At 65.1% G+C, this 22,831-nt stretch carries 25 protein-coding genes and 1 tRNA gene; 14 read left to right on the top strand and 12 right to left on the bottom strand.

The features are described from left to right. Positions 1-77: 77 nt before the first annotated feature. From ABZ942_RS41230 to ABZ942_RS41220, 3 genes are all read right to left on the bottom strand, one after another. A complete protein-coding gene (locus ABZ942_RS41230) occupies positions 78-569 on the bottom strand; it encodes a single-stranded DNA-binding protein (protein ID WP_357391710.1) in 492 nt (163 codons plus the stop codon). Positions 570-757: 188 nt separating this feature from the next. Further along, positions 758-1,726: a serine/threonine dehydratase gene (locus ABZ942_RS41225; RefSeq protein ID WP_357391709.1), complete on the bottom strand. Its 969-nt coding sequence runs from the start codon at positions 1,724-1,726 to the stop codon at positions 758-760. Positions 1,727-1,795: 69 nt separating this feature from the next. Next, entirely contained in the window at positions 1,796-3,829 is a 2,034-nt protein-coding gene (locus ABZ942_RS41220; RefSeq protein WP_357391708.1) for a cytochrome c oxidase assembly protein, read from the bottom strand. 82 nt (positions 3,830-3,911) lie between these two features. On the opposite strand from ABZ942_RS41220, the gene ABZ942_RS41215 reads away from it, so the two are divergent. Both ABZ942_RS41215 and ABZ942_RS41210 read left to right on the top strand, forming a co-directional pair. Beyond that, positions 3,912-4,298, top strand: coding sequence for a DUF4345 family protein (locus tag ABZ942_RS41215; RefSeq protein ID WP_357391707.1), 387 nt, complete (start codon positions 3,912-3,914; stop codon positions 4,296-4,298). A 69-nt stretch (positions 4,299-4,367) separates the two neighbouring features. Next, positions 4,368-4,444, top strand: a tRNA-Arg gene (locus ABZ942_RS41210). A gap of 395 nt (positions 4,445-4,839) precedes the next feature. Here the strand turns inward: ABZ942_RS41210 and ABZ942_RS41205 are convergent. Then, positions 4,840-5,124 (bottom strand): phage tail protein, encoded by a 285-nt coding sequence (locus ABZ942_RS41205; RefSeq protein WP_357391706.1) that lies wholly within the window; start codon positions 5,122-5,124, stop codon positions 4,840-4,842. Between the two features lie 692 nt (positions 5,125-5,816). Between ABZ942_RS41205 and ABZ942_RS41200 the strand changes: the two genes are divergently transcribed. Continuing rightward, positions 5,817-6,299, top strand: coding sequence for a hypothetical protein (locus ABZ942_RS41200; RefSeq protein ID WP_357391705.1), 483 nt, complete (start codon positions 5,817-5,819; stop codon positions 6,297-6,299). A gap of 228 nt (positions 6,300-6,527) precedes the next feature. On the opposite strand, the gene ABZ942_RS41195 is transcribed toward ABZ942_RS41200, so the two are convergent. Beyond that, positions 6,528-6,929 (bottom strand): SRPBCC family protein, encoded by a 402-nt coding sequence (locus tag ABZ942_RS41195; protein WP_357391704.1) that lies wholly within the window; start codon positions 6,927-6,929, stop codon positions 6,528-6,530. A 134-nt stretch (positions 6,930-7,063) separates the two neighbouring features. On the opposite strand from ABZ942_RS41195, the gene ABZ942_RS41190 reads away from it, so the two are divergent. Together ABZ942_RS41190 and ABZ942_RS41185 are read left to right on the top strand one after the other, a co-directional pair. Continuing rightward, a complete protein-coding gene (locus ABZ942_RS41190; RefSeq protein ID WP_357391703.1) occupies positions 7,064-7,921 on the top strand; it encodes a helix-turn-helix domain-containing protein in 858 nt (285 codons plus the stop codon). Between the two features lie 156 nt (positions 7,922-8,077). Continuing rightward, entirely contained in the window at positions 8,078-8,488 is a 411-nt protein-coding gene (locus ABZ942_RS41185) for a RidA family protein (RefSeq protein ID WP_357391702.1), read from the top strand. 54 nt (positions 8,489-8,542) lie between these two features. Here ABZ942_RS41185 and ABZ942_RS41180 read toward each other — a convergent pair whose 3' ends face one another. Together ABZ942_RS41180 and ABZ942_RS41175 are read right to left on the bottom strand one after the other, a co-directional pair. Next, positions 8,543-8,668, bottom strand: coding sequence for a hypothetical protein (locus ABZ942_RS41180; protein WP_357391701.1), 126 nt, complete (start codon positions 8,666-8,668; stop codon positions 8,543-8,545). 15 nt (positions 8,669-8,683) lie between these two features. Beyond that, complete coding sequence (locus ABZ942_RS41175; protein WP_357391700.1) at positions 8,684-9,163, bottom strand: MarR family transcriptional regulator; 480 nt, start codon at positions 9,161-9,163, stop codon at positions 8,684-8,686. A gap of 73 nt (positions 9,164-9,236) precedes the next feature. Between ABZ942_RS41175 and ABZ942_RS41170 the strand changes: the two genes are divergently transcribed. The 4 genes from ABZ942_RS41170 (at position 9,237) to ABZ942_RS41155 (ending at position 11,713) form a co-directional block, all read left to right on the top strand. Beyond that, the gene (locus ABZ942_RS41170; protein WP_357391699.1) at positions 9,237-9,611 is read left to right on the top strand and encodes a VOC family protein; all 375 of its coding nucleotides are present in this window, start codon (positions 9,237-9,239) and stop codon (positions 9,609-9,611) included. An 11-nt stretch (positions 9,612-9,622) separates the two neighbouring features. Continuing rightward, entirely contained in the window at positions 9,623-9,790 is a 168-nt protein-coding gene (locus tag ABZ942_RS41165) for a hypothetical protein (protein WP_357391698.1), read from the top strand. A gap of 438 nt (positions 9,791-10,228) precedes the next feature. Beyond that, entirely contained in the window at positions 10,229-11,065 is an 837-nt protein-coding gene (locus ABZ942_RS41160) for a helix-turn-helix domain-containing protein (protein ID WP_357391697.1), read from the top strand. A 66-nt stretch (positions 11,066-11,131) separates the two neighbouring features. Continuing rightward, positions 11,132-11,713, top strand: coding sequence for a dihydrofolate reductase family protein (locus tag ABZ942_RS41155; RefSeq protein ID WP_357391696.1), 582 nt, complete (start codon positions 11,132-11,134; stop codon positions 11,711-11,713). Positions 11,714-11,889: 176 nt separating this feature from the next. On the opposite strand, the gene ABZ942_RS41150 is transcribed toward ABZ942_RS41155, so the two are convergent. Beyond that, positions 11,890-12,348, bottom strand: coding sequence for a cystatin family protein (locus tag ABZ942_RS41150; protein ID WP_357391695.1), 459 nt, complete (start codon positions 12,346-12,348; stop codon positions 11,890-11,892). A gap of 404 nt (positions 12,349-12,752) precedes the next feature. On the opposite strand from ABZ942_RS41150, the gene ABZ942_RS41145 reads away from it, so the two are divergent. Both ABZ942_RS41145 and ABZ942_RS41140 read left to right on the top strand, forming a co-directional pair. Beyond that, positions 12,753-13,355 (top strand): dihydrofolate reductase family protein, encoded by a 603-nt coding sequence (locus ABZ942_RS41145; protein WP_357391694.1) that lies wholly within the window; start codon positions 12,753-12,755, stop codon positions 13,353-13,355. 851 nt (positions 13,356-14,206) lie between these two features. After that, positions 14,207-14,641, top strand: coding sequence for a hypothetical protein (locus ABZ942_RS41140; RefSeq protein ID WP_357391693.1), 435 nt, complete (start codon positions 14,207-14,209; stop codon positions 14,639-14,641). Positions 14,642-14,775: 134 nt separating this feature from the next. Here the strand turns inward: ABZ942_RS41140 and ABZ942_RS41135 are convergent, their stop codons facing one another. The 4 genes from ABZ942_RS41135 to ABZ942_RS41120 all read right to left on the bottom strand — a co-directional run bounded on the left by ABZ942_RS41135 (position 14,776) and on the right by ABZ942_RS41120 (position 19,076). After that, on the bottom strand, positions 14,776-15,504 hold the full coding sequence (locus tag ABZ942_RS41135; RefSeq protein WP_357391692.1) for a helix-turn-helix domain-containing protein: 729 nt from the start codon (positions 15,502-15,504) through the stop codon (positions 14,776-14,778). A gap of 280 nt (positions 15,505-15,784) precedes the next feature. Then, entirely contained in the window at positions 15,785-16,813 is a 1,029-nt protein-coding gene (locus ABZ942_RS41130; protein ID WP_357391691.1) for an MlaD family protein, read from the bottom strand. After that, a complete protein-coding gene (locus ABZ942_RS41125) occupies positions 16,810-18,192 on the bottom strand; it encodes a cytochrome P450 (RefSeq protein ID WP_357391690.1) in 1,383 nt (460 codons plus the stop codon). The genes ABZ942_RS41130 and ABZ942_RS41125 overlap by 4 nt, the downstream gene beginning before the upstream one ends. Positions 18,193-18,425: 233 nt before the next feature. Beyond that, on the bottom strand, positions 18,426-19,076 hold the full coding sequence (locus tag ABZ942_RS41120) for a TetR/AcrR family transcriptional regulator (protein ID WP_357391689.1): 651 nt from the start codon (positions 19,074-19,076) through the stop codon (positions 18,426-18,428). A gap of 108 nt (positions 19,077-19,184) precedes the next feature. On the opposite strand from ABZ942_RS41120, the gene ABZ942_RS41115 reads away from it, so the two are divergent. The 3 genes from ABZ942_RS41115 to ABZ942_RS41105 all read left to right on the top strand — a co-directional run bounded on the left by ABZ942_RS41115 (position 19,185) and on the right by ABZ942_RS41105 (position 22,735). Further along, complete coding sequence (locus ABZ942_RS41115) at positions 19,185-20,255, top strand: oxygenase MpaB family protein (RefSeq protein ID WP_357391688.1); 1,071 nt, start codon at positions 19,185-19,187, stop codon at positions 20,253-20,255. A gap of 31 nt (positions 20,256-20,286) precedes the next feature. Continuing rightward, entirely contained in the window at positions 20,287-21,753 is a 1,467-nt protein-coding gene (locus ABZ942_RS41110) for an NAD(P)/FAD-dependent oxidoreductase (protein WP_357391687.1), read from the top strand. Between the two features lie 151 nt (positions 21,754-21,904). After that, on the top strand, positions 21,905-22,735 hold the full coding sequence (locus ABZ942_RS41105; RefSeq protein WP_357391686.1) for an enoyl-CoA hydratase-related protein: 831 nt from the start codon (positions 21,905-21,907) through the stop codon (positions 22,733-22,735). Positions 22,736-22,831 lie beyond the last annotated feature (96 nt).

Genomic DNA, 22,831 nt, shown 5'->3' with positions numbered 1-22,831 from the left:
AGCCTATCGGTGTCGGAAACGGTGAGTTGAACCGGCGGATACCCCTCGCAGCGCGCGGCCAAAAGTGCGCGGCCTGGTCAGGCGTCGGCGTGCTCGGGGTGGGTCGTTCGGGGTGGCGCCGTGGAGGCGGCTGCGACATTCTCCCCCAGCCCGTCGCCTGCCGGCACCTGATGTTCAGCACTGAAGCGGTCGCCAGTATTCCGCATCTCCGACCATCTGGTCACCCGGGCGGTGCAGCGGCCGAGATCGGGCCCGACGGCGGTGGCCCGCATCTCCAGGTCACGCCGTTCCATCCCGTCCCTGCTGCGATATTCGTGCGAACGCAACTGGCCGTGCGCGATGATCGGATCGCCGCGTCGCAGCGAGGCGTCGACGCCCGCCACCAGCCTGCGCCAGCAGCTCACGTTGAGGAACAAGGTGCCGTTGTCGACCCACTCCCCCGTGTTGTGGTCGAGTCGGCGCGAGTTGCTCGCCATCCGGAAGATCAGCATCTGCTCGCCGTTCGGCAGCTCCCGCTTCATCGGATGGTTGACGATCGTACCGACGACGGTCGCATTCGCCTCGTACATGATGACGCCCCTTCGCATTCGGCCCGTGGCGGGTGCCCGGAGACTTCGTCCCCGCGAGGAGGACTACTCCAGCCTCACCGATGCGACGGGCGATCGGGCGACGCGATCCGAGAATGTGGACAACTTTCTCGAATGTGGATATCCGGTGCTTCTTTCGAGGCCACCGGGGCAGCCGGGCGCGAAAGTGGTTACAGCACCGAGAGATCGGTGTTGGCGCCACAGAGAACGATCACCGGGCGCTCGTCGGGAGCGGGGACGTAGACGCCGCTCTGCACCGCGGCCAACGCGGCCGCACCGGCGAACTCCACCACGATGCGGAACTCGCGCCACAGATAGTCGCGGGCCGTCGCGATCGCGTCGTCGGTCACCAACAGCGAACGCACCTGATAGCGGCGCGTGATGTCCATCGCGATGTTCCCGATCCTGGTGGCGCCCAAGGATTCCGCCGCGATGCTGGACACCCCGACCTCGACCGGCCGGTTCGCCGACAACGCGGCGTGCAGGGTCGGAATGCCTTCCGGCTCCACGCCGATCACCTGCTGACGACGGCCGATCGCGGCCGCGATCCCCGCGACCAGCCCGCCACCACCGACCGCCGCGAGCACCGACGGCCGCCCACGCACCTGCTCCTCGATCTCCAGGCCGACCACACCCGCGCCCGCGACGATGGCGGGCAGGTCATAGGCGTGCAGCTGCAAAGCATTTCGTTCCGCGGCGAGCTGGTTGGCGTAGCCGAGCGCCTCGGTGTACGTCGTTCCGTGCCAGAGCACCTCGGCACCGTGCGACCACATCGCGGCGACCTTGGTGTGCGGCGCCGACTCAGGAACGACCACGGTGCAGGACTTTCCGAGATGCGCGGCCGCCAACGCGGCGGCGATACCCGCATTGCCACCGGAGGCGATGACCACCTGATCGGTGCCGTCCGGGGCCGCCAGCAGCGCGTTGAAGCTGCCCCGAACCTTGAAAGTGCCGCCGTACTGCAGGTATTCGAGCTTCATCGTGACCGGCACCGGACCGTTCGGCCCGGCGACGGTGGTGTGGAAGACCGGCGTCTTGCGGATCCGCCCGGCCAGCCGCCTACGTGCGGCCCGCACATCGGATCGATAGACCCGATCGATCGGTCTGTGTTCGGAGAAGACTACGGACCGCTCGTTCACAACCACACCTTGACCAATTCGACTCCACCATGACCTGAGACTTCATGCCCAAAGGCATTGCGCCGTCACCTACTTATGTACCCCTCGGTCACGTTTTGCCAGCTCAGCGAACATCGCGTTGTGCGCGGACAGCGCGGCGTCGTGGTCGCGGTCGGCGGCCCGATCGGTGCGCTGCGCCAGCTTCCGATCGCTGCGCGACCATTGGATGAGCAGCGCGAGCATCACCACCACCAGCGGCACCTCGCCGCTCGCCCAGGCCAGGCTACCGCCGGTGCGCTGGTCACCGAGCAGGTCGCCGTTCCAGCCGAGGCCGAGTCCGCGGTAGAACCAGCCGCCGAGCACCGTGTTCATGCTCATCAGCGCGATGCCGAAGAAGGCGTGGAACGGCAGCGAGCCGAACACCATGGCGAGCCTGGTCAGCGGTTCCACCCGGCGCGGTTTGGGGTCGATGCCGATGACGACCCAGTAGAACAGGTAGCCGCTGAGCAGGAAGTGCGCGTTCATCATCAGATGCGCCGCGTGCGAGTCCGCGTACGTGTCGAAGATCCCGCCCAGGTACAGCGCGTAGAACCCGCCGACGAAGATGACCGCCGCCACAATCGGATGGGTCAGGAAGCGCGACACCGGATTGTGCACGGCGGCAAGGATCCACTCGCGCGGACCCGGCGCGCTGGTGCGTCCGGCGGGCGGCAATGCGCGCAGCGCGAGGGTCACCGCACCGCCCAGCGCGAACAGGATCGGCGCCAGCATGGACAACGCCATGTGCGCGCCCATGTGCACACTGAACATCGCCGGCGAGTACCGCCCGACCCCGGACGAGGTGGCGATCAGCAGCACCGCGCAGCCGGACAGCCAGGCGATGGTCCGCCCGATCGGCCACGCGTCGCCGCGCGCCCGCAGGCGGCGCACGCCGAGCAGGTACAGCACCGCGAGCACGATCGACAGCGTTCCGAAGATCAGGTCGAAGCGCCAGTCGAACAGCAGCCGTGGCACATTCGGCGGGCCGGCCAGGTTGTAGCCGAGTTCGACCTCCGCGGGTGTCGGGATGGTGGTCGGCGGTGGCGGCGGGGTGCGGCCGAGTCCGACGGCCAGACCCATGGTCGCCGCGAAGACCAATACCTCGACACCGGCGAATCGGATCAGCGCACCGCGGTCCTTCGGGTTCGCGGCGAGCGCGGGCAGTGCGGCACGCCGCTGCGCGAAACCGATCAGGCCGAGCACGATCAGCGCGGCGGCCTTGGCGAGCACCAGCTTGCCGTAGGTGGTGGTGAGCAGTTCGTCCCACGGCACCCGGACCCAGGAGTTGATCACTCCGCTGACGCCGATGGTGACGAACGCGATAGTGGCGGTGAGCGAGAAGCGCCGCGCGGCGAGGTCGGTGTGCGCACCGCCGCGGCGTGCGTGCGCCAATAGCGCGAACAGGCCGCCGACCCACACCGCGGCCGAAACCAGGTGCAGGATCAGGCTGTTCGTCGCGACGTCGTGTGCGCCGCCGGAGGACGAGTGCCCGGTCAGCGCCAGCGGCATCATCGTCACGATCGACCCGGCGAACAGCACCGGCGTCCAGCCCCAGCGCAATGCGAGCCGGGCGCCGACCGCGACAATCAGTGCGAACAGCACCGTCGTGCGCCAGGCGCCGGCCAGCTCGATCTGATCGATGGCGCGCCACAGGGCTTCCGGGCGCAGGACGTCGCCGACCGGCTGCCCGGTGGTGTCGGAGACCGTCAGCGGGATCAGCAGCGCCGCACAACAAGCCCAGATCAGTGCGAAATTGGAGGCGCGGCGCACCGCGCGATACCCGCCGACATCGAGCAGACCGTTCGATTGCGGCGGCACCAGGAACGCGGCGAACAACAGGGACCCGACTGTCAACGCGGCCGACAGATCGGCGAGCGCGCGCACTGCGGGCAGGCCATACGTGGTCAGCGCACCCGGATCCGGAATGCCGAGCAGACTCAAGGCTTGTGCTGCGGAAAGGCCGACCACCAGCGCGGCGACCACCGCCGCGATCGCGCCGGTCAGCGCGATCAGCACAGCGTATGTCGCCGCCGTCCGGGTGACCTCCAGATCAGGTGAAGCGGACGGGTCCTGCGCTGACGACATACGACTGAGCGTAGTTCGATTGTTATCGCGTGGCCGCGTCGGGTTTGGGCCGATAGGGTGGTCGGCGGATCACGGAGGTGCAATGTCGATCGTGTCGATCGTGTTGATTGCCTTGGTGGCGTTGTTCTTCGCCGCCATGGGCGTCTATGGGCTGTTGCGGCCCAGCCAACTCGTCGACCCGCTCGGGCTGCTCGCCGATCGCGCGGATGCCCGCGCCGAGGTGCGAGCCGTCTATGGCGGCTTCGGTATCGCGATCGCGGTGGTCCTCGGGTTGGCCGCCGCCGATGTCGGCGACATGAGATTCGGGGTCTGTGTGGCCGTCGCGGCCGCGCTCGGCGGCATGGCGCTCGGCCGGGTCTGGTCGGGCATCGTGGAAAGCCCGCCCGCCTTCTTCCCCGTTTGGTTCTACCTGGTGCTCGAGGTGATCATGGCCGCAATGCTCGTACTCGCGGTCACGCTGAACACTTAGCCATCTGGTCGGTCGCTATAATTGGCGCGCTGGACAGCACGACCAATGTCGGCCATGGTGGAACCCACTGCCTCCGTAGCTCAGTTGGATAGAGCAAGGGCCTTCTAATCCCTAGGTCGCAGGTTCGATTCCTGCCGGGGGCGCCACACCCCCTGTGGCCTGCACGAACAGTGCGCCACAGGGGGATTACCCACCCAGCACATCACTCAAACACCCTCTTGATGCTGGTCAGCGTCGTCTGGGCGGTGGTGGTCCCCACCGCTCACGGTGCGTCAGACGATCGGTAAGCATCCGGTCTCGCGAAGGACGGATGCCACCTGCCCCTCGACGACGAGGGCGGCACGACGGCCCATCCCCTGCAGATCTCGGGTCCACGCGAATACCCGGAGTTACTGGAAATTCACCATCAGGCGAGATGCCAAGATCGAGAGTTCGTCGAATTCATAAGTGCCGTCCCCGTCGCGATCATTAGCGGAAACCTTGACAGGAAAGGCGGCACTGACGGTCCAGATGACCAACGGCTGTTCGCCGGACTCGTCGGTCAGGCGATCGACAGGTCGCGCTTGTCCACGTTGTCGTAGCTGACTCCTTCGGCCCATTGCTTCCAGACCCCGCTCACGCTGCCCGGTGCGCCCCGCCGCAGGGTGATGTTCACCGCCGACGCCTGCCCTGGCATCTGGAACCAGTTGCCGAGACCGTCCTTGTACTCGATCGTCTCCACACCCATTTCCAGTCCTGAGGCGGAGTTGAAAGCGACGGTTTCACCGCCGATCGTGCATCGATAACGGTAGGTCGCATCGGGTGCGGGAACAGCTTGGTCAGCCATGGTGGCACTCCTCGAACGACGTATCAGCAACAGGCACAATGGTATTCGCCAGGGATGATCACCGTGCTCGAAATGCCTGAACCCCGCCATTGCGCCGCCGGGCTACACCAACGATGTGGCAATGTTCGCTCACACCGCATATCGCGCGTGCGGCCTTATGCCAGATGCGACGGGAATCCTGAGAACGCGCCATGCCGCGACCCGCGCGTTCGGCCCGGCCGTAAAGCGGGAAGCCCCAATCGATCTCGCGAACCTCCGCAAACGCCGATGCGCGTGCGTGCATGGCGTCCGCCGACGAGTGTGCAGCATGTCGGTACCGGCAGACACAATGCAGGACATGGACAACGACGCTGCCCAGCCCTCCCCGGCTGTGAACAAATGAAAGGTGGGTCTGACCTGCGTCGCGGTCGTCGTGGTCGGCTACCTCATCGCCTTGCCGGTACACGAGCCGGAGCCCTCGGACCGGGCCGAAAGTGCTGACATGACTTCTCGGCGTAGGCAAATTCCACATACGCGCGCTGGTCATTTGCCGCCACCCATTTTCGGTGCAGGTCGACCCCGACGGCGAACACCCGAGGACGAAACCATGCGTGTCGCCGACAACGCCAATCCTGGTCAAGACACTTGAAACAGGGCATCGCCCCCCTCGGAACGGCGAGGTAGGTTCATGCGAAACGACGAGGGAAACAGGTGTGAAAGATCCACACGATCAACCGGAGTTGCCAACACCATCCCCCCACGGCGCGACCGCCGTCACCGCGGCCATCACCGCGCTGATCCTTGGTCCACTCACCGGAATCGCCGGAATCATGTGGGTTCTCTACGTGCTCGTCTCGATCGAAGATCAGGCCCGCGAACATCAAGAGGTCGGCGGGTACACAGACCTGATCGTCATGGGGGTCGTCGCCGTCGTCATCGGGCTGAGCTGGTGCGTCGGCGGATCCCTTCTGCTGGCGTACATGAAAACGGGTCGTTTCTTGTTGATCCTCGCGTCAGGGGTGGCATTGATCGCGAGCGGTGCACAGCTCTTCGATGGAGGTTTCATCTTTTGGTTTATTCCGACCATCGTGAGCCTGCTGATTCTCGTCCTGTGCGCGATGCCGGCAACCGGTCGCTGGATCGTGGCGAATGAACTAGAGCCGAATCCGCTTGCACACGATCAGGACCGGGACTGAGTTCGCCCACTCATGTGCTGGGTCGTCGGGCCCGATGGTTCCAGCTCTGTCCAGTCGGCTGCGGAGTTCATATTCGACCTCGCCGTGTTCGATGCCGGGAAGTGGATTGTCGAAGTGCTGGTGGAAAGTTCGGACGTAGGCGAGACCGGCTTTCTCCATCACGCGGCGAGACGCGATGTTGCCTTCCGTCCAGGACTCGCAGTCGTACTCGTGCAGGTGGTGTGCTGTTCACTTGGCAGCCAAGGTTTCCCGGATGACATGCACGGCGTCGCTCATGTTCGTATACAGCAGTTCGGCCAGCTCGTCGGGCAAGACATCGTGGATCCACACCAGTCGGCTGCGACCCGGACCGGTCGCGCATATCTGCATGGACGCATTGCTGTGCGCAGGCTGCACAGTGTCGCCGATGATCGAATACACGATGCGCCGCCGTTCCTCGTCGATGGCGACGAGCCGCTCGCGCACGATGATTCCGTTCTGCAAGGTCACCACCCGTACATCGGCGTCGGCCACGCACGCGCTCACCCAGCCCGGCGTTATCCGCTCGGGCGCGGTGGCGAAGTCGCCCACCACCTTCCACACCACATCGGCATCGGCGTCGATGTCGATGTCCATCTGCACGGTCGCCATGGCACATTCCTTCCCAACTTGCATTCCGGTCGCATATCACTGTCCGTGCCGGAGGGCGACACCGTCTTGTACGTTTGTTCCCAGTCGAGTTCTCGACCGACCTTCAGTCGGGTGCCGGCTCGTAGCATGAGGTGATGGGATCTACCGGACATGCGGTCGGATCGGTTGCCGCAACTTGGGATATCGCGCGACCGGTGCGGCTCGATCCAGTCGGCGGCGTCCGGATGGCCGGGTTTCGCAGTCTGAGTACGGGTCTGATCGAGCAGCAGGTAGTCCCCCACTCATCAGTCACGGTGATACTCGAATTCGGCGACTGCTCACTTGTCGTGGAGGACGCCACCGGCAGGCGGCAGCGGGGCAGTCTCGCCGCCGGGCTCGCGCTCCGCGCAGTCGGGATGCGCGGGCAGAGCATCGCGTGCCTGGAGGTGCGCTTGTCGCCGGTCGTCGCGCACGCTGTGCTGGGTGGCTGCCCAACGGACCTCGACCCCATGGTTGACCTCGATGCCCTCTGGGGCCGGGAAACATCAAGAATCCGAGAACAATTGAACGAGGCCACGTCGTGGGGCGACCGGTTCACGGCGGCGAATACCTTTCTCACCCGCCGACTCACGGCGGGACCGCCGATGGACCCGGAGGTGGCCTGGGTGTGGGAACGGATCGCCGTCAGTCGCGGCCGGGTCCGGGTCGATGATCTGGCCGTCGAGCTCGGCTGGAGTCGCAAACGTCTGTGGACCAGGTTCCGATCTCAGGTGGGCGTGCCACCCAAACGTGCCACGAAACTGGTGCGCTTCCACCATGCCGCCCACCACCTCGCCGCAGGCCGCCGCGCCGCCCTGGTCGCGGCGGAATGCGGCTATGTCGACCAGTCTCATCTGCATCGGGATGTCTTGGCGTTCAGCGGTACAACTCCCGTGGCTCTTGCCGGTAACCCAGGGCTCACAGCGAGCCATCTCGCGTTCGAAGATTCGCCGTCCGCCCAACCCCCGACATGACCTCGGTGCCGACCTCAGCCGAGGCGCCCGCGGTTCGGGGCCCGGTGCGTAAGCAAGCTCTCGGGAATGAATCCCAGGGCCTTGTGGCTGTCGATCAGGTCGGGTGATCACAGCTGCCCGGCTCCGTGTACGCAGTTTTGAGGGAGTGTCAGCACAATGTCCGTTACACAGCCTGCCGCCGAGCGCGTGCGCGTCTCCGCGGAACCCGACTGGTACGAGTCGGCCGGCATATCGCTCGGCGTTCAGGTCGGGAACTTGGTCTTCACCTCGGGGCAAGCGCCGATCGATGCTCAGGGAGCCACGGTCGGCGCGGGGGACTTCGAGCGGCAAGCCCGTCAGGCGCTCGCGAATCTCTCGACGGTCCTCACCAACGCGGGCTCCAGCCTCGCCGAGGTAGTCAAGGCAACCGTGTTCGTCACCGACATCGCACAGCAGGACATCTTCGCGAAGTTGCGTGCGGAACACTTCCCCGGCAAGCCGCACCTTGCGGAGTCGTTCGTGGAGGTCTCCGCACTCGCTGACCCCGAGTGGATGATTGAGATCGAGGCCATCGGCCTCGTCCGGTGATGCCACAGAGCGCGTGTCGATAAGTCGTCCAGATCTGTTGGTAGACAAGGCTGCTCAGATAAGGTTCAGCGCAAGGGCGATGGTGCGATCTGACGCTTCAGCGGTGATGGACTTCGAGGGCGGTGCGCACGGGCTCGCCGACGACGAGATCCGCGCCGCCACGTCGAGTCCGCCGCCCATGTCGCTCACGGTAGATCAAGAGGCGGTGACTCCCGCGTCTCGATGCCGACCGCGGTCACCGAGCAGAGCGTCGCGACAGGTGGTGAGCAGGGTATGAAGCTGGGCGAGACCGTTTGCGTCGAGTGGAGCGGTCATGGTCTCGGCGATCGCGGCAACCTCAGCACGTGCGCTGTGCAGGAGTGCAACGGCGGCGGGGGTCAGTGTTGTGGCGCGTTCGCCGCGTGGTCCGGATTCGTCGGAGCGTTCGATGAGGTCGCGCTTCTCCAGTCCTTGTAGAAGCACGTTCATCGACTGCCGGGAGACGAACGCTCGCCGGGCGAGCCCGGAGCCGGTGATGCCAGGCCGGTCGGAGAGAGCCTGCAGGCAGGCGTATTGCGGCACGTTCAGTCCGAGCGGGCGAAGCGCGTCGTCCATGCGCTGATTGAGGACGGCCTGGGTCTGCTTGATCAGTACGCCCAGTTCCTCCGCCGCGGTTCGCTCACCTATCTGCGCCATGTCAATAGTTTGACACACGGCAAGTTGAGTGTCAGGCTATTGACACTCAGTGATCGTGCGAAAGGAACCTGTCATGACGACTACCGGACCCAACTTCATCTCCTTCCAGGTGCGGGACAAGGATGCCTCGGCCCGCTTCTACGAGGAGACCGTCGGCCTGACCCGGCTACCCGCCTTGAACCCTGGTGCCGTGGTGTTTTCCGCCGGCATCGGCGTCGCCTTCGCCGTACGGGATCCGTTTCCCGGCGTCGACCTCGACGCGATCGGTCAGCTCGGCGCCGGTATCGGCGTCTGGTTCCACAACGAGGACACCGCCGGATTGCACGCGTGCCTGGCGGAGGCCGGGGTGCCGATCGTGCAGGAGCCATTCGAGGGAGCGTTCGGGCTGCAGTTCGCGTTCCGCGACCCCGACGGGTACGTCGTCACCATCCACTCCGCCAAGGCGTGAGACGACCGGCAATGCGGCACACAATGGACGTCACCCCGCAGGCCGAGCGCCGCCTCGACATCGAGAGCACCCGCCTCTACGGGCCCAGCGCAACTCTGTCCGACGTCTCCGAGACATGGCGGCCATTGCGGTCCTGGGCCGCCGTCCACCTCCGCGCGCGCCGTCACGAAATGAGCTGACGCCACAGCGGACGGATATCCACCTCGGCGAGGCCGACCCCTTCACACCTGACTACCAGTCTGGAAGTGAGTCTATGCCGCGACCCGGGTGTGTGCCCTGCGTGCACCGGGCGGTGTGATGGCGCGTCGCTGAAGCGCAGAAGGCACTGCGCTTCAGCGACACTCGTATCCGAACTGGCGCATCCCGTTGCTCGTGCGCAGCGATGCACCATCAAACATTCGGAGTCACTGCCGAGTCGGATTGCTCAACATCTCCGGGATGCCTCCGGGCTAGGCAGCCAATGATCTCGTGTTGAACTTGCCGCAGGTGAGTGGTTCCCTCCCACGCGAATGTCCGCGGCCGGGCGCTCGTCTGGGATCGGCGCCGGCGCGATGTCGGCGGCGCGGCTGAACCATCCCGGCGCGCGATACCGACGGGGCGTCGGCGATGCTGTGCGCGTGGAGTACGTGTCCAGAGTGCCGCGACCACCGCTGGACGGGCTGATCGACGACCTTTACTACCTGGCGGGTGCGCCGCCGTACGCCCGGCTGACGCTGCCGCCGATGCCGGCGGCGCTGCTCATCGTCAACCTCGGGGCGCCGTTCCGCATCCGCGCCGGCACAGACATCGAGACGGCCGAGTACGCCGACGGCTGCGTGGTCACCATGCCCACCCGCGCGTTGGAGTTCGGCTACCCGCTCCGGACCCGGTCCGTCGGCGTGCACTTCAAGCCGTGGGGGCTGGCGCCGTTTCTCCCGATGCCCGCGGCCGAGCTGCGTGACCAGCCGGTGACGGTAGAGCAGGTTTGGGGGCCTACCGTTGCCGAGCTGCGAGACCGGCTCGCTGCGGCGGACGGACCGCACGAGATGCTGACGCTGCTCGAGCAGGAGCTGATGCGACGGCTGCACGAGACCGCCGGCCTGGGGCTGGTCCGCCATACGAGCCACGTCATCGCGGCGACCACAGGAGGGGTGGCGATCGGCGACCTGAGCGCGGCAGCCGGTGTCAGCAGCACTCATCTGGCACAGCGGTTCAAGGAGCTCATCGGCGTCACGCCGAAGCGGCTGGCCCGCACCTACCGCTTCGCCGCCACCGTGTTCGCGATCAACCCCGCCGGACCAATCGACTGGGGCGAACTCGCCGGTGGCGCAGGCTACTTCGATCAGGCCCACTTCGGCCACGAGTTCCGGGCATTCACCGGGCTCACGCCGACCCGGTACATCGAAGTCCGGCGGCGGTTCCTGCGCGAACATCCCGGCCACGTGCTGGACAGCTGGCCGCTGCCTGCCGATTGATTTCTTACAAGAACGCCAGCTCACGACACGCTAATTTGAGGGCACCCGAAAGCAGAGGAGAGCCCCGTGGGCAAGGTGGTCATGTACAGCTCGGTGTCGGTGGACGGCTTCGTCGCGGACGAGAACGACCAGCCTGGACCGCTGTTCGACTGGTTGTCCAGCGGTGACGTCCCGTTGGACGAGAGCGGCGAGGTGAAGGTGTCGCAGACGTCCTACGACTACATCCGGCCGTACTGGGACCAGATCGGGGCGACACTCGTCGGCCGCCACGTCTTCGACATGACGGACGGCTGGGACGGGAAGCCTCCGAGCGGGATCGACCACGTGGTCGTCGTGACGCACCGGCCGCAGCCCGAGGGCTGGGACCCCGAGGCGCCGTTTCACTTCGTCGACGGCGTCGAGGCAGCCGTCGCCAAGGCGCAGGAGCTCGCGGGTGACCGCATCGTCGAGGTCGCCGCCGGCGACGTCGGTGGCCAGGTGCTTGCCGCGGGCCTGATCGACGAGGTGCGCATGGACGTCGTCCCCGTCGTGTTCGGGTCCGGCAAGCGTTACTTCGGGTCAGTCCACGTACAGCACCTGTTGACGGATCCTGACGTGGTGATTCAGGGCAACCGGGTGCTTCACCTGCGCTATCGGGTGCGCCGTTGACCGGGCCCGGTCGACCATGTGCTCGGGGCTGATTCGCCAACTCGGCACCGTGGCCGAAGACCCGAGCCGAGTCATGACAATCAGCAACCACGGCGAGGCGAGGCAACTCGGCGCACGCGTCAACCTCGCCCCTTCACCGCCACGACACCGGCTCTGGCCAGCACCTTCCTGCCCCATTACGCCGCGTTGGCGTCCGCCGACGAGTTCGGCCACCTCGCCTGGCATTCAAAGTCCTGGAGTCGGGTGAAGTTCTGCCAGGGTTGCACCCAGACTCTTGCTGTGCAGCGGTCTTGCCGCCCTTGGGGATCGACTGCGCAGTTGGTGTTCACGGTTTCGGTTTTGCGGCAGAATGTTTCGGCCATGTCGAAGACGATCCGGTATCGAACACCGGCGTTGATTTGCCGTTGGGCATCGACGATGCGGATCAGCTTGCTGTAGTGCGGCGCGTTGGACCGAATGTTGATGTCGCTCACCGCGAACGCCGTCGCGGTCGCTACCTCTCGGCTCTCCGGGTCCGCGGCGGACCATCCTCCGGCCGTGGATGGTTCAGCGTGCGTGGTACCGGTGCCGACAGCGATCGCGACACCCGCCACGATCAACGGAATCGAACCCAGACGGAGTCGATGAGCTGTCATGGCGGACATTCAACAATCACATCAATGCGCTGAAGGCGCGACGCGCCGTAGCCGCTGATCGTTTGGCCGTCAACGTCTCTCGAACGTCCCATACTGCCTGGGCGCGCGCTGGTCGGCCGTTCAAACCGGTTGATCGGCAACCCTTCCCAACGCGCGCACGTAGCCGATGTGCGGGCGTTGTCGAATGGTGGGTATCGGGATCGGCGTACGGCCCGAACGCGCACCGGATTTCGCGCGCCGCCCTACCCGACGACTGTCGGCCTGAACTCGAACCCCGGAGCGCCACTTCGCACTTTCTATGCCGATGTGCGTGCCTCTCACCAGGTTGGCGTGACCACGATGAGTTTCCGACTCCCGCTTCGTCTCAACCCATATCGCCGATCGGATGCGAAGGATGAAGTGGAATGTCTGAAGTGTTCCTGACCATGGCAATGTCACTCGACGGGTTCATCACCGGTCCCGATGACAACGCCGAGAACCCTGCCGGTACCAACGGGATGCGGCTGATGGACTGGCTCAGTGGCGGAGGTGCGTCCGATGCGGATGTGCCCCACACCTTCCGCCCCACGTATCCCAACAGCCGACTCGTTTTCGACGAGGCCATGGCGACCGGTGCCGTGATCACCGGGAAACGGACCGGAGACTTCGCCGGGTACTGGGGCGGGGACCACCACGACGGGGTGCCGATCTTCGTGCCGACGCACCGGCCACCGGCCGAGAACCCTTACGAGCGAGTGCATTACGTCACCGAGGGCATCGCCGCCTGTGTCGAACAGGCCAAACAGGCCGCGGGCGGGCGGAATGTGATGATGCACGGTGCCTACACCGGTCAACAGGCATTGAAAGCGGGCGTACTCGACATGATCGACATCCAGCTCCGGCCGGTCCTGCTCGGCCGCGGCCGACGACTGTTCGATCACCTCCCGGCCGACCACATAGAACTCGATCTGGTGCGCACGCTGGAGGATCCCGGCGTCCTGCACCTGCGGTACGTAGTGCGCAAATAGCCGCGCGACACGTGTGAACCACACAGCGAGCTCAGATGCCCGGGTCCACCGCACCGCGGATCTCATCCGCTAATAGCCGCGTGCCGCGCGTTCTGAACGGATGGCAGCGAGCCACTCCGCAGACACACCACCAACTGGTCGACAAGACACCATCGTTCGGTGGGGAACTGCTTCCCACCTCGTCCTACCCCTGCCCCACCACGATCCAGTGCACTATCGAGGACATCGACGACGGCATCGCTACCGTCAGCACATGGTGGCTATCCGGCGGCCCCAGCCATGTGCCATTCGTCTTCGGCGTACGACTCGACACCCTCGGTCCAACCGACCGTCTACCACCGTCGAAGCTTCTGCCCTAGGCAGAAGAAACTAGCCGCGGAGCGCGCGTATCGAGCGGATGGCGGCCGGCCTCGGACTGACCGGCCACCAACGCTTCTGAAACGTCCGGATCTAGCCGATTGCCGGGTACGAGAGTCGGCCAGGCGCTCCTGGGAGACGGCACCCGGTCACGATTCCCGCGACGGGACCGTGACGCACACTCGCTTCGTCCTGTCCTAGCGTCACCAACTCCCAGGCGCGCACGAAACCGGGTCCTGCCAGGCCGGCCCCCGTGTCTTATCGGCTGGGGAAGGAGGCGCGGTCGTGTTGTGGCGGTTACCCATCCGGGTGGCGAACTGCGCCGAATAGCTCTTCGTGACCCTATCGGTTGTCCAGTTGGGGACCCGTCCATCAACGACATCTATGGACACAGGTGACTCCGAGGTCTGGACCGACCTTCCCCGTAGAGAGGGATGAGAATGCGTTTTCGTACCCACAACCACTGGATGTCGAGCCGTTGTAAACGTGCTGCCATGACTGTCACAGCGGGCATCGCCGCGGTTTTCCTGACAGCAGGAGCCGCTTACGCGGAGCCGTCGAGCGCCAAACCGGCTTGCTCTGAACAGCTGCTCGCCTACTTCTCAGCTTTGAATACGCTCACCGACTTCGATACCGATGCCTTCATCTTGGCGGAGCCGGGCGTGGTGGCAGCAAAGGACAAGGAGAAGCAGGCCGCCCAGGTGCATGACGACAAATGGGCGAAGTTGAATGCTGCTGAACCCGGCACCCCTGAGCGAGAGAAGGCGTTCCAGGAGTGGAAGGACTCCCTGTCACCTGCCAACCAAGCGGTAAAGGATCGCGAGGCGGCCGAGAAGAAGGCGGCCCAGGAGGCCGCTTCGAAGCGGGATGGGCTGGAGAAAGCGCGAGACAAGACGAGCAGCGAGGTGCAGAAGTGCCTCGAGAGCTGAGGATGACCGGGTAGCCGGCACCCATCGGCGAATCGACAGGCTCGAGATGCATCGACGTCCGTATGCCTTGCGGCCCAGGGAGTCTGCCCAGATAACGGCTCAGTCCCGCCCAGGGTGGGGCGGTGGGGTTGTGCTCACCTCGATCGGTGGGCGGTGTGGTTGGGGGTCACTATTGCGCGGACGAGGTCGCTGACTTCGGGGGCCAGGGTGGTCAGTGTTTCGGGGTCCCCATCGGCGAGGTGCTGCACGATCATCTCGATGCCCGCGGCGGTGATCGCGTAACACAGTTGGGTGTCCAGCGGCGGCAGGGCTGGCTCGTATCGGCTGCGGAGTTGTTGCAGCGCAGGGGCGATGCCGGCCACGAACTCGGTGATCGACTCATTGCGGCGGGCTCGGACTCGGGGCCCGACGCCGAGGGCTTCGAGGAAGAACATTCGTGTCGCGGCGGGAATGATGGCGAGGAATTGCAGCAGGAACCGGCAGTAGTCTTCGATGGTGTCGGGGGCTAGTTCGGGTCGATCCTGCTCTTGGTCCAGGGAGTCGCGTGCTGCGTCCAGGAGCACGCTCACGGCTCGATACGCGTCGAGGAATACGTCTTCCTTGGAGTCGAACAACTCGTAGTAGGTCTTCCTGGAAACTCCGGCGCGCTGGGCGATATGCATGACCGTGGTGGCGGCGTAGCCCTGTTCGGCGAACAGGACGATCGCCGCGGCCAGTACACGCCCTGATTGGGTCTCGCGGACCTGCTCGCGCGACAGGTCGTGTTTGTGGCGTGGCAGTGGCGCCGGTGCGGAACCACTCAACACGGCCAAGGCTGTTTCGACAGCACCGGCTGAGTAGGTCACCGTGTCGGCGTGGCTCATCGCACCACAGTAGCGGCCGCCCGCAGGCCGGAATCAACCCAGCACAGGCCATGTTGTGGGAGGTGGCCGCCGATTCGGAGACCTTGGACGCGCGCCCTGTGGCGTGGGTTTTCGGTGGGGATTCGTCCGTCGGAATACGGTGCGAAATAGACGAGTCCGAGCAATCCGCCTGCGCCGTTCGTGAGCAACAGGCGCAGCTCTACCGCGCCGTCGCGGTTGTCTATGCGCACCAAGTTTGCACCGACAGTTAGTCGTAGTTTGTGGTCGTGCGCGGTAGCGGTCAGGGGCGGCATGGTGGCGAGTGTGCGGTGCCGCCTATTTGGGCGAACTGTCCACGCGGGAACAGCACTCCGTACAGGGAGATGTCGATCCCGCAGAAGTATCCGGCCGAATAGCCGCCCTCGGAGCTGACTTTGCCCAGGCCACCGACGATCGTGGTGAGGTCGAGCAGTGCCTGGTCGAGTTTCGTGCCGTTGTCCAACAGCAGTGTCAGTGCGGCCAGGGTCGAGGTTTGTGCGGTCCGCAGGCTGGGTTGGGCCCGGTCGAGTAGGCCGACCAGTGCGGTGCTCGACTCGGCGAGGCGGGCGGTGGATTGCTGTAGTGATTGGCCTTGGTCGTACAGTCCTCCGATCAGTGCTCGGGTTTGGGTGACCAGCGTTTCCAGCTCGTCGCCGCGGGCGGCCAATGCCGCCATCACGCTCGACAGGTTGGTGATGATGTCAGCCAGGATCGTGTCTCGGCGTTGAAAGTCACCGGCCAGGGCTGCGGCTTGAGTGATGAACGCGGCCAACGAAACCCGGTCACCTTGCAGGGCTTGAACCAGGGTTTGGGAGAGCCGGTTGACGTGTTCGGGTTCGAGCACGCTGAACAGGGGTTGGAATCCGTTGAGTAGTCCGGAGATATCGAAGGATCCTTCGGTGTGCTCGACTGGGATCGCTGCCTTGTTCTTCAGTGCAGTGTGGTCGTCGGTGGCGCCCGGGGCCAGCGCGAGGTAGCGCTGACCGATCAGGTTCTGGTATCGGACAAGCACTTTGGTGTCGTTGTAGAGCAATTGGTCACGCTGAACAATGAATCTCACTCTGGCGTGGTTGTGTTCGTCGAGCCCGATCTGTTCGACCTTGCCGACCCGCACGCCCGCGATGCGGACATCGTCGCCGGTGCGCAGGCCTTGGACGTTGGTGAAGGTCGCGGCGTAGGTGAAGGTGTCACCATCGACGGTGCGGGCCAGGGTGTTCCAGATCAGGACCGTGACCAGCACCGCTGTCAACGCGAAGGCCCCGAACCAGATCAGCGGTCTGGCGCTGCTCACTGCGAGGGCGGGCAGTGGCGGGGGCGGTAGCGGATCTCCACCCCGCCCCGGGGGATGACCACCGCTGATCGGCGGACGGGTCGGTCCTCGTGGGAATGCACGGGTGTGAAGTCGCCTTCTCGCAGCAGTGTGTGGGTGGCGATGATGAGCTCACGCTGGGAGAAGCTGGCGCCCAGGCAGCGTTTGATGCCACCACCGAACGGGATCCAGCCGTAGGTGGAGGGCCGTGTTCCGAGGAACCGTTCGGGCTGGAACCGGTGTGGTTCGAGGTATGTTCGTGGGTTTTTGTTGACCGCGTCGATGTAGAGCACGATCCGGGTGCCGGGCTCGAGGAGGTAGTCGCCGAGCTGGTAGTGGCCGGTGGTGACACGGGCTGTGAATGGAACCGGGGGCCGCAGTCGCATCGTCTCGTTGATGACCGCCATCGTGTATTCGGTTGCGCCGGTTTCGGCTTCGGCACGTACCCGGGCGAGGGCATCGGGACGATGCAGCAGCTCATCGAACATCCACGACAGGGTGGTGGCGCTGGTTTCGTGTCCGGCCAGCATGAGAGTGATCAGGTCGGCGATGATTTCGGAGTCGGTCATCGCTTCTCCGGTGTCGGTGCGCGCACACATCAGTAGCGACAGCATGTCTTGGCGCGCAGACAGTTCCGGATCACGGCGACGCTGCGCGATCAACGGTGCGACCACCGAGACCACATCACGGTTGATCCGCGCCAGCCGCGGCCACCACCGCATCGTTCCGATATCGCGCAGCATGTAACGCACGACGGCCACGTCGGTCAACCCCAGATCGAGCAGCTCCTCGAACGGGTGCCCGAGCCGCGCGATCTCGGCACGATCACTCACCCCGAAGATGACCCGAACAATGATATCGAGAGTGAAACCCCTTGCCGCCCGCAACATCCGGAACGGGCGATCGATCGGGAACCGGGCCATCGCACGGCGAGTCTCGTCGGCGATGATCGGACCGTAGCTCTCCAGAGCTTGCCCGTGCAGCGGTGGAGTGAGCAATTTGCGACGACGGAGATGCTCGGGCTCCTCGAGCACGAACATCGATTCGTGTCCGTAGATCGCGGCCGCCGGTCCGACACCCTCGCCGCCGAGCAGGACATCCGGTTTCGCGGTGAATACCTGCTTGACCAGTTCGGGATCCGAAACCACCGCCAGCGTGCCGAGCCCCACTATCGGTACCCGCATGACGGGCCCGTAGTGCTCGATGAGCCTGTGGGCCAACCGTTCTCCGCCGATGAGGTACCCCGCACCGTAAGCGGCACCGAACAGCGCATCCAATCCCGGCAGAGTCGGCAGCCCTGGAGGCGCACCGATCGGCCCCGGATCCGACTCGACTGAAACCTGCTTGGAAACGATGGCCACGATGCCTGCCTTCTCCCGCGATACAAAAGCAACTTCTGGAGAGAAACACTATGATTCTCTCTTGTGAGAGTACATACTGTTTCTGGTTGGTCAAGGTGGCATCTTCCGAAGCCTGAACCTGACTGACGCCGTGCCGACACCCGCCACGCAACGGCTACACGAGCGTTTTCCGACCTGCCCAGGGAGAGCAAGTGAGGCAATTCGCTACGGCGGGCCGTATGCGACGGGCTCGGTCAAGCGTTGACCGCACCGCTGGCCACGAAGTCCCCGATCGCGTGCGCGGTGGATTCACGGGCAGTGGCGTCGAGCTGGCCGCGCAGCACGCGCCGGATGGCCGCCAGGGTGACTCCGGTCAGCGCGTCGGCGACCGCCATCGTGTTCAGTCCTGTTCGCAGGTAACCGTTTTCCACACCGACGTCGAGATAGGCGGCGGTGGCCGCAGCGAGTTGATCGGTGAGCTCATCGATCGCGTCCGGGCGAGCGGCGGGTGCGTGGATCAGCAGGACTCGCATCAGAGCCTGCTCTTGCGCGGCCATCTCGAGCAGCCGGTGCGCCACGGTGGTGATCTGATCGGCGAACTGGGCGCCGGTGCTCACCGCGTCAGTGGCGACGGCCGGGTCCTCGCGCATCGCCGCGAGGATGCGCCGTACACCGTGGTCGATGATGTGGTCCATCAGATCGTCTTTGCCGGTGAAGTACCGGTAGATGGTTCCCTGCCCGATCCCCAGACGGTCGGAGATGTCGGCGATGCGGGTGTTGGCGTAGCCGCGTTCGTCGAACACCGCGCACGCGCCCAGGGAGATTTCCTTGCGCCGCCGCCGGGTGAGGTCGTCGTCCACGGCTCCGGCACCGTTGGACTTCGGGGACGATTTCGGGGCGCTCATCAGGCCATCCTAATCGGCCGACGAGCGTGGAGTGACGAGTCAGTCAGCGACGGACTGACTAATCATTCCCCCTTGTGCGGTACCAGCGGTAGCACCTACCATCATGGAATGACCAGTCAGTCTGCTCGCAGAACCCTTTCCCGCAAAGCCACGACCAGCGCGGAGAGCCGCCCGGTGGAGCCCGGCGACCGCACCGGTACCGGAACCAAACATGCGGCGGCCCGAATCGAGGAACCCTCAGCGCTGCTCGCACCGGGGTCGGTGACCTACCGGGTCCTCGGCGACGCGGGAACGATGACCTACGTGTCCATGGCGGGCATGGTGCTGGGCACCTTGATGCCCAAAGTCGGCCGTGGCATCGAGGAACACGAACCCCTGCTCAACGGCGACATCGCCCCCGCAGGGACCGGGCACTCGATTCGGCGGCTGTTCGACAGCTATGAGCTACTGGCCGGGATCGTGCTCGGCGCGACAGCCCAAGACCGCGCCGACGCCGCGAACGCACTACGTGAGTTGCACCGCAAAATCAGCGGAACCATGCCCGACGGCGCGCGCTACCACGCCTGGGAACGCGAGACCTGGGCCTACGCCTGGACCGGAATCTTCCAAGGAGTGATCGAGGCCTACGACTTCTCCCGCGGGTTCACCTGCGATACCGAACGCGACGAAGCCCTGGCCGGCATGGTCGAACTCGGCCGGAGTTTCGGCGTGCAGGGCATCCCCGACACCCGCGAGGAGTTCGACGCCTACTGGACCGACTACCTGTGCAACGTCGCCGAAAACAACCCCACCGTCGAGTGGATCATGAAACAGATGGGCCCCGAGACGCGCAAACCCGCTTCGGCTCCATGGATCCCGCAACCGGTGTGGCGAGTGATCACCTTCCCCCTGCGTCGCCTCTTGCGCGTCGGTGCCCTCGCCACCTTCCCCGAAGTGCTCGACGAACGACTCGGGCTCCACCGCACACGAATCGACGCCGTGGAACTCGCCCTGCACAAAGGTGTTTGGCGGCTGGTACCGAAAGCGCTGTCGCAGACCGCAGGGCCGATCTTCTTCCGCGCCCGCCAACACATCGGCCCAAAACCCCCGTGGCAGAACCGGTTCTCCCGAGACAACCTGGCCCATCGCCGCGCCGAACTCGACATCGTTCGGGCCGAGTCCGACACGGGCTCCGAGTGAGGGGCGAGTACGCGACGACGGAGGGTGGGCGATGACAATGTCCCGTATACCTCGTGTGGTGATCATCGGTGCCGGTATATCCGGCATCGCCGCTGCGATTACACTGCAACGCAATGGTTTCCATGATTTCGTGATCCTGGAGAAGGGATCCGATGTCGGCGGGGTCTGGCATTGGAATCACTACCCGGGACTGACCTGCGATGTGCCCTCACAGCTGTATCAGTTCGGATTCGCGCCCAAACCCGACTGGTCGCAGGTGTTCGCACCCGGCCCCGAGATCCAGCGGTACCTCGCCGACGTCGTCGACCAGTTCGGACTGCGCCCGCATCTGCGGGTCGACACCGAGGTAGTAACAGCGGAATTCACCGGCACCGGCTGGCGGGTCGGCACCGACGACGGTGACAGCTACGACGCCGATTTCGTCATCGCCGCCACCGGGGTCCTCCATCATCCGGCCTGGCCCGACATCGCGGGACTCGACGAATTCACCGGCGACATCCTCCACACCGCCCGCTGGGACGACACCATACCGACCGCCGGGCGGCGCATCGCGGTCATCGGTACCGGATCTACTGGTGTGCAAGCGGTTTCGGCACTACAACCACACGCCCGTCAGGTCACCCATTTCGTGCGCAGCCCGCAATGGGTCATCTGGGCTCCGATGCGGTTGTCGCAACCGGCGTTTCTCAGCACCGTCCTGGATCGGCTGCCAGCACTCAACCGGGCCCTGTACCAGGCAGGAATGCTCGGCGCGAAGGCGTTCACCGATGTCGTCACCCGCCCCAGCTGGCGGCGGCGCTTGGTCCAGCAGTACGCACGCCTGAGCTTGCGCGCACAGATCAGCGACCCGCGACTGCGCGCGGAACTCACCCCTGACTATGAGCCGTTGTGTAAACGACAAGTGTTGTCCGGCAGCTACTATCGCGCCCTGCGCGCGCCCAACACCGAACTCGTCACCACCGGCATCGACGCGATCACCGCGACCGGCATCCGCACCATCGATGGCCGCCATCATGACGTCGAGATGATCGTGTTCGCCACCGGTTTCCGTGCTCATGACTACATGCGGCCGATGAAATTGACCGGCCGCGATGGTATTTCGATCGACGAAACATGGGCCGAGGGCCCGCACGCCTACCGGATGACCGCGATCCCCGGTTTCCCCAACCTGTTCACCGTGCTGGGCCCCAACTCGCCCACCGGCTCCATCCCGCTCCATCACGCCGCCGAAGTCAGCGCCCGCTACATCACCGCCTGGATCCAGCGTTGGAGCACAGGGGAATTCGACGCCGTCGAGGTCACCGACACCGCCGCCGAACGATTCGGCACCGAGGTCGTCCAAGCCCTCGGCCCGACAGTGTGGAACACCGGCTGCAACTCCTGGTACATCACCGAAAACGGCAAGATCGACCTGCTGCCCTTCGACCGCCGCACCATGGAAACAATGCTCAGCCACCCAGACGACGACGACTTCCACCTCAACAGATCCAGCCGATGAACTCGTCCCGGCGTCCGCAATGGCCGATGGACCGGCACCGCAGTACATCGAAGCGACGCAACGACTCTCACAGCCGACCGTCGCGAACACGATCCGCCTCTCCGACCAACGAAATGGCCCTACCGAGCCGTTCGGCAAGCCGAGGAAAACAATGAGCTACCGCGACATCCTGTATTCGGTGCGCGACCATATCGCCACAGTCAGCCTCAACCGCCCACACGTCAGCAATGGCTACACCTGCACCATGGGCACCGAACTCGGCGCAGCGATCACCGCAGCCGATAACAACCCAGAAGTACGCGCGATCATCCTCACTGGCGAGGGCTCGGACTTCTGCGTCGGAATGGACCTCTGCTCCGGGTTCACCGCACCACCACCCGAGCACGACTGGCTCGAACCCGCAGGCCAATGCTCACAGCGGATCTTCGAATGCCACAAACCCGTGATCGCCGCGATCCGCGGCGCAGCCATCGGCGCCGGGTCCACGATCATCCTTCCTGCCGACTATCGAATCGCGGCCACCGACAGCCGATTCGGATACGTCTTCACCCGCCGCGGATTCTTCCCCGAAGGCGCCTCGACATGGCATCTGCCACGCATCGTCGGCATGGGCTGCGCGATGGACTGGATGCTCACCGGCCGGGTCTTCCCCGCCGCAGAAGCACTCGCCAGTGGACTGGTACACCGCGTCGTCGAACCCGACGAAGTACTACCCGCCGCACAGCAATACGCGCGAGACCTCATCACGAACACCGCACCGGTCTCGGTCGCAGTCACCCGTCAAATGCTGCTGCGACTCAGCGCCTACGACACCCCGTACCCCGCACACACACTCGAATCGAAACTCATCGCCGGACTCGTCACAAGCCCCGACGCCGCCGAAGGCATCATGTCCTTCCTCCAACGCCGAACACCGAACTTCCCCGGCCGCGTCCCCGCCGACATCCCCACAATCGTGGGTTGGGAAGCAGCAAGCGACTGATCAGCCTTTGCGAGAAGTCGCCCAATACGTCAATACGAAAGGCGACTGTTTCAACATCCGATAATAGCCGCGGAGCGGGCGTTGGACGGCCGTCCA

Source organism: Nocardia sp. NPDC046473, from assembly GCF_040645995.1.
Taxonomy (GTDB): Bacteria; Actinomycetota; Actinomycetes; order Mycobacteriales; family Mycobacteriaceae; genus Nocardia.
The sequence above is the reverse complement of the archived record's forward strand: the minus strand, read 5'-3'. Positions and strand labels throughout refer to the sequence as shown.

Coding starts and splice junctions, on each gene's coding strand:
- ABZ942_RS41115 (WP_357391688.1), top strand. CDS start 19,185: ATGACCAGTCAGTCTGCTCGCAGAACCCTTTCCCGCAAAGCCACGACC.
- ABZ942_RS41105 (WP_357391686.1), top strand. CDS start 21,905: ATGAGCTACCGCGACATCCTGTATTCGGTGCGCGACCATATCGCCACA.
- ABZ942_RS41145 (WP_357391694.1), top strand. CDS start 12,753: ATGTCTGAAGTGTTCCTGACCATGGCAATGTCACTCGACGGGTTCATC.
- ABZ942_RS41175 (WP_357391700.1), bottom strand. CDS start 9,163: ATGGCGCAGATAGGTGAGCGAACCGCGGCGGAGGAACTGGGCGTACTG.
- ABZ942_RS41185 (WP_357391702.1), top strand. CDS start 8,078: ATGTCCGTTACACAGCCTGCCGCCGAGCGCGTGCGCGTCTCCGCGGAA.
- ABZ942_RS41165 (WP_357391698.1), top strand. CDS start 9,623: ATGCGGCACACAATGGACGTCACCCCGCAGGCCGAGCGCCGCCTCGAC.
- ABZ942_RS41140 (WP_357391693.1), top strand. CDS start 14,207: ATGACTGTCACAGCGGGCATCGCCGCGGTTTTCCTGACAGCAGGAGCC.
- ABZ942_RS41110 (WP_357391687.1), top strand. CDS start 20,287: ATGACAATGTCCCGTATACCTCGTGTGGTGATCATCGGTGCCGGTATA.
- ABZ942_RS41190 (WP_357391703.1), top strand. CDS start 7,064: ATGGGATCTACCGGACATGCGGTCGGATCGGTTGCCGCAACTTGGGAT.
- ABZ942_RS41230 (WP_357391710.1), bottom strand. CDS start 569: ATGTACGAGGCGAATGCGACCGTCGTCGGTACGATCGTCAACCATCCG.
- ABZ942_RS41150 (WP_357391695.1), bottom strand. CDS start 12,348: ATGACAGCTCATCGACTCCGTCTGGGTTCGATTCCGTTGATCGTGGCG.
- ABZ942_RS41135 (WP_357391692.1), bottom strand. CDS start 15,504: ATGAGCCACGCCGACACGGTGACCTACTCAGCCGGTGCTGTCGAAACA.
- ABZ942_RS41215 (WP_357391707.1), top strand. CDS start 3,912: ATGTCGATCGTGTCGATCGTGTTGATTGCCTTGGTGGCGTTGTTCTTC.
- ABZ942_RS41180 (WP_357391701.1), bottom strand. CDS start 8,668: ATGGGCGGCGGACTCGACGTGGCGGCGCGGATCTCGTCGTCGGCGAGC.
- ABZ942_RS41120 (WP_357391689.1), bottom strand. CDS start 19,076: ATGAGCGCCCCGAAATCGTCCCCGAAGTCCAACGGTGCCGGAGCCGTG.
- ABZ942_RS41205 (WP_357391706.1), bottom strand. CDS start 5,124: ATGGCTGACCAAGCTGTTCCCGCACCCGATGCGACCTACCGTTATCGA.
- ABZ942_RS41220 (WP_357391708.1), bottom strand. CDS start 3,829: ATGTCGTCAGCGCAGGACCCGTCCGCTTCACCTGATCTGGAGGTCACC.
- ABZ942_RS41195 (WP_357391704.1), bottom strand. CDS start 6,929: ATGGCGACCGTGCAGATGGACATCGACATCGACGCCGATGCCGATGTG.
- ABZ942_RS41170 (WP_357391699.1), top strand. CDS start 9,237: ATGACGACTACCGGACCCAACTTCATCTCCTTCCAGGTGCGGGACAAG.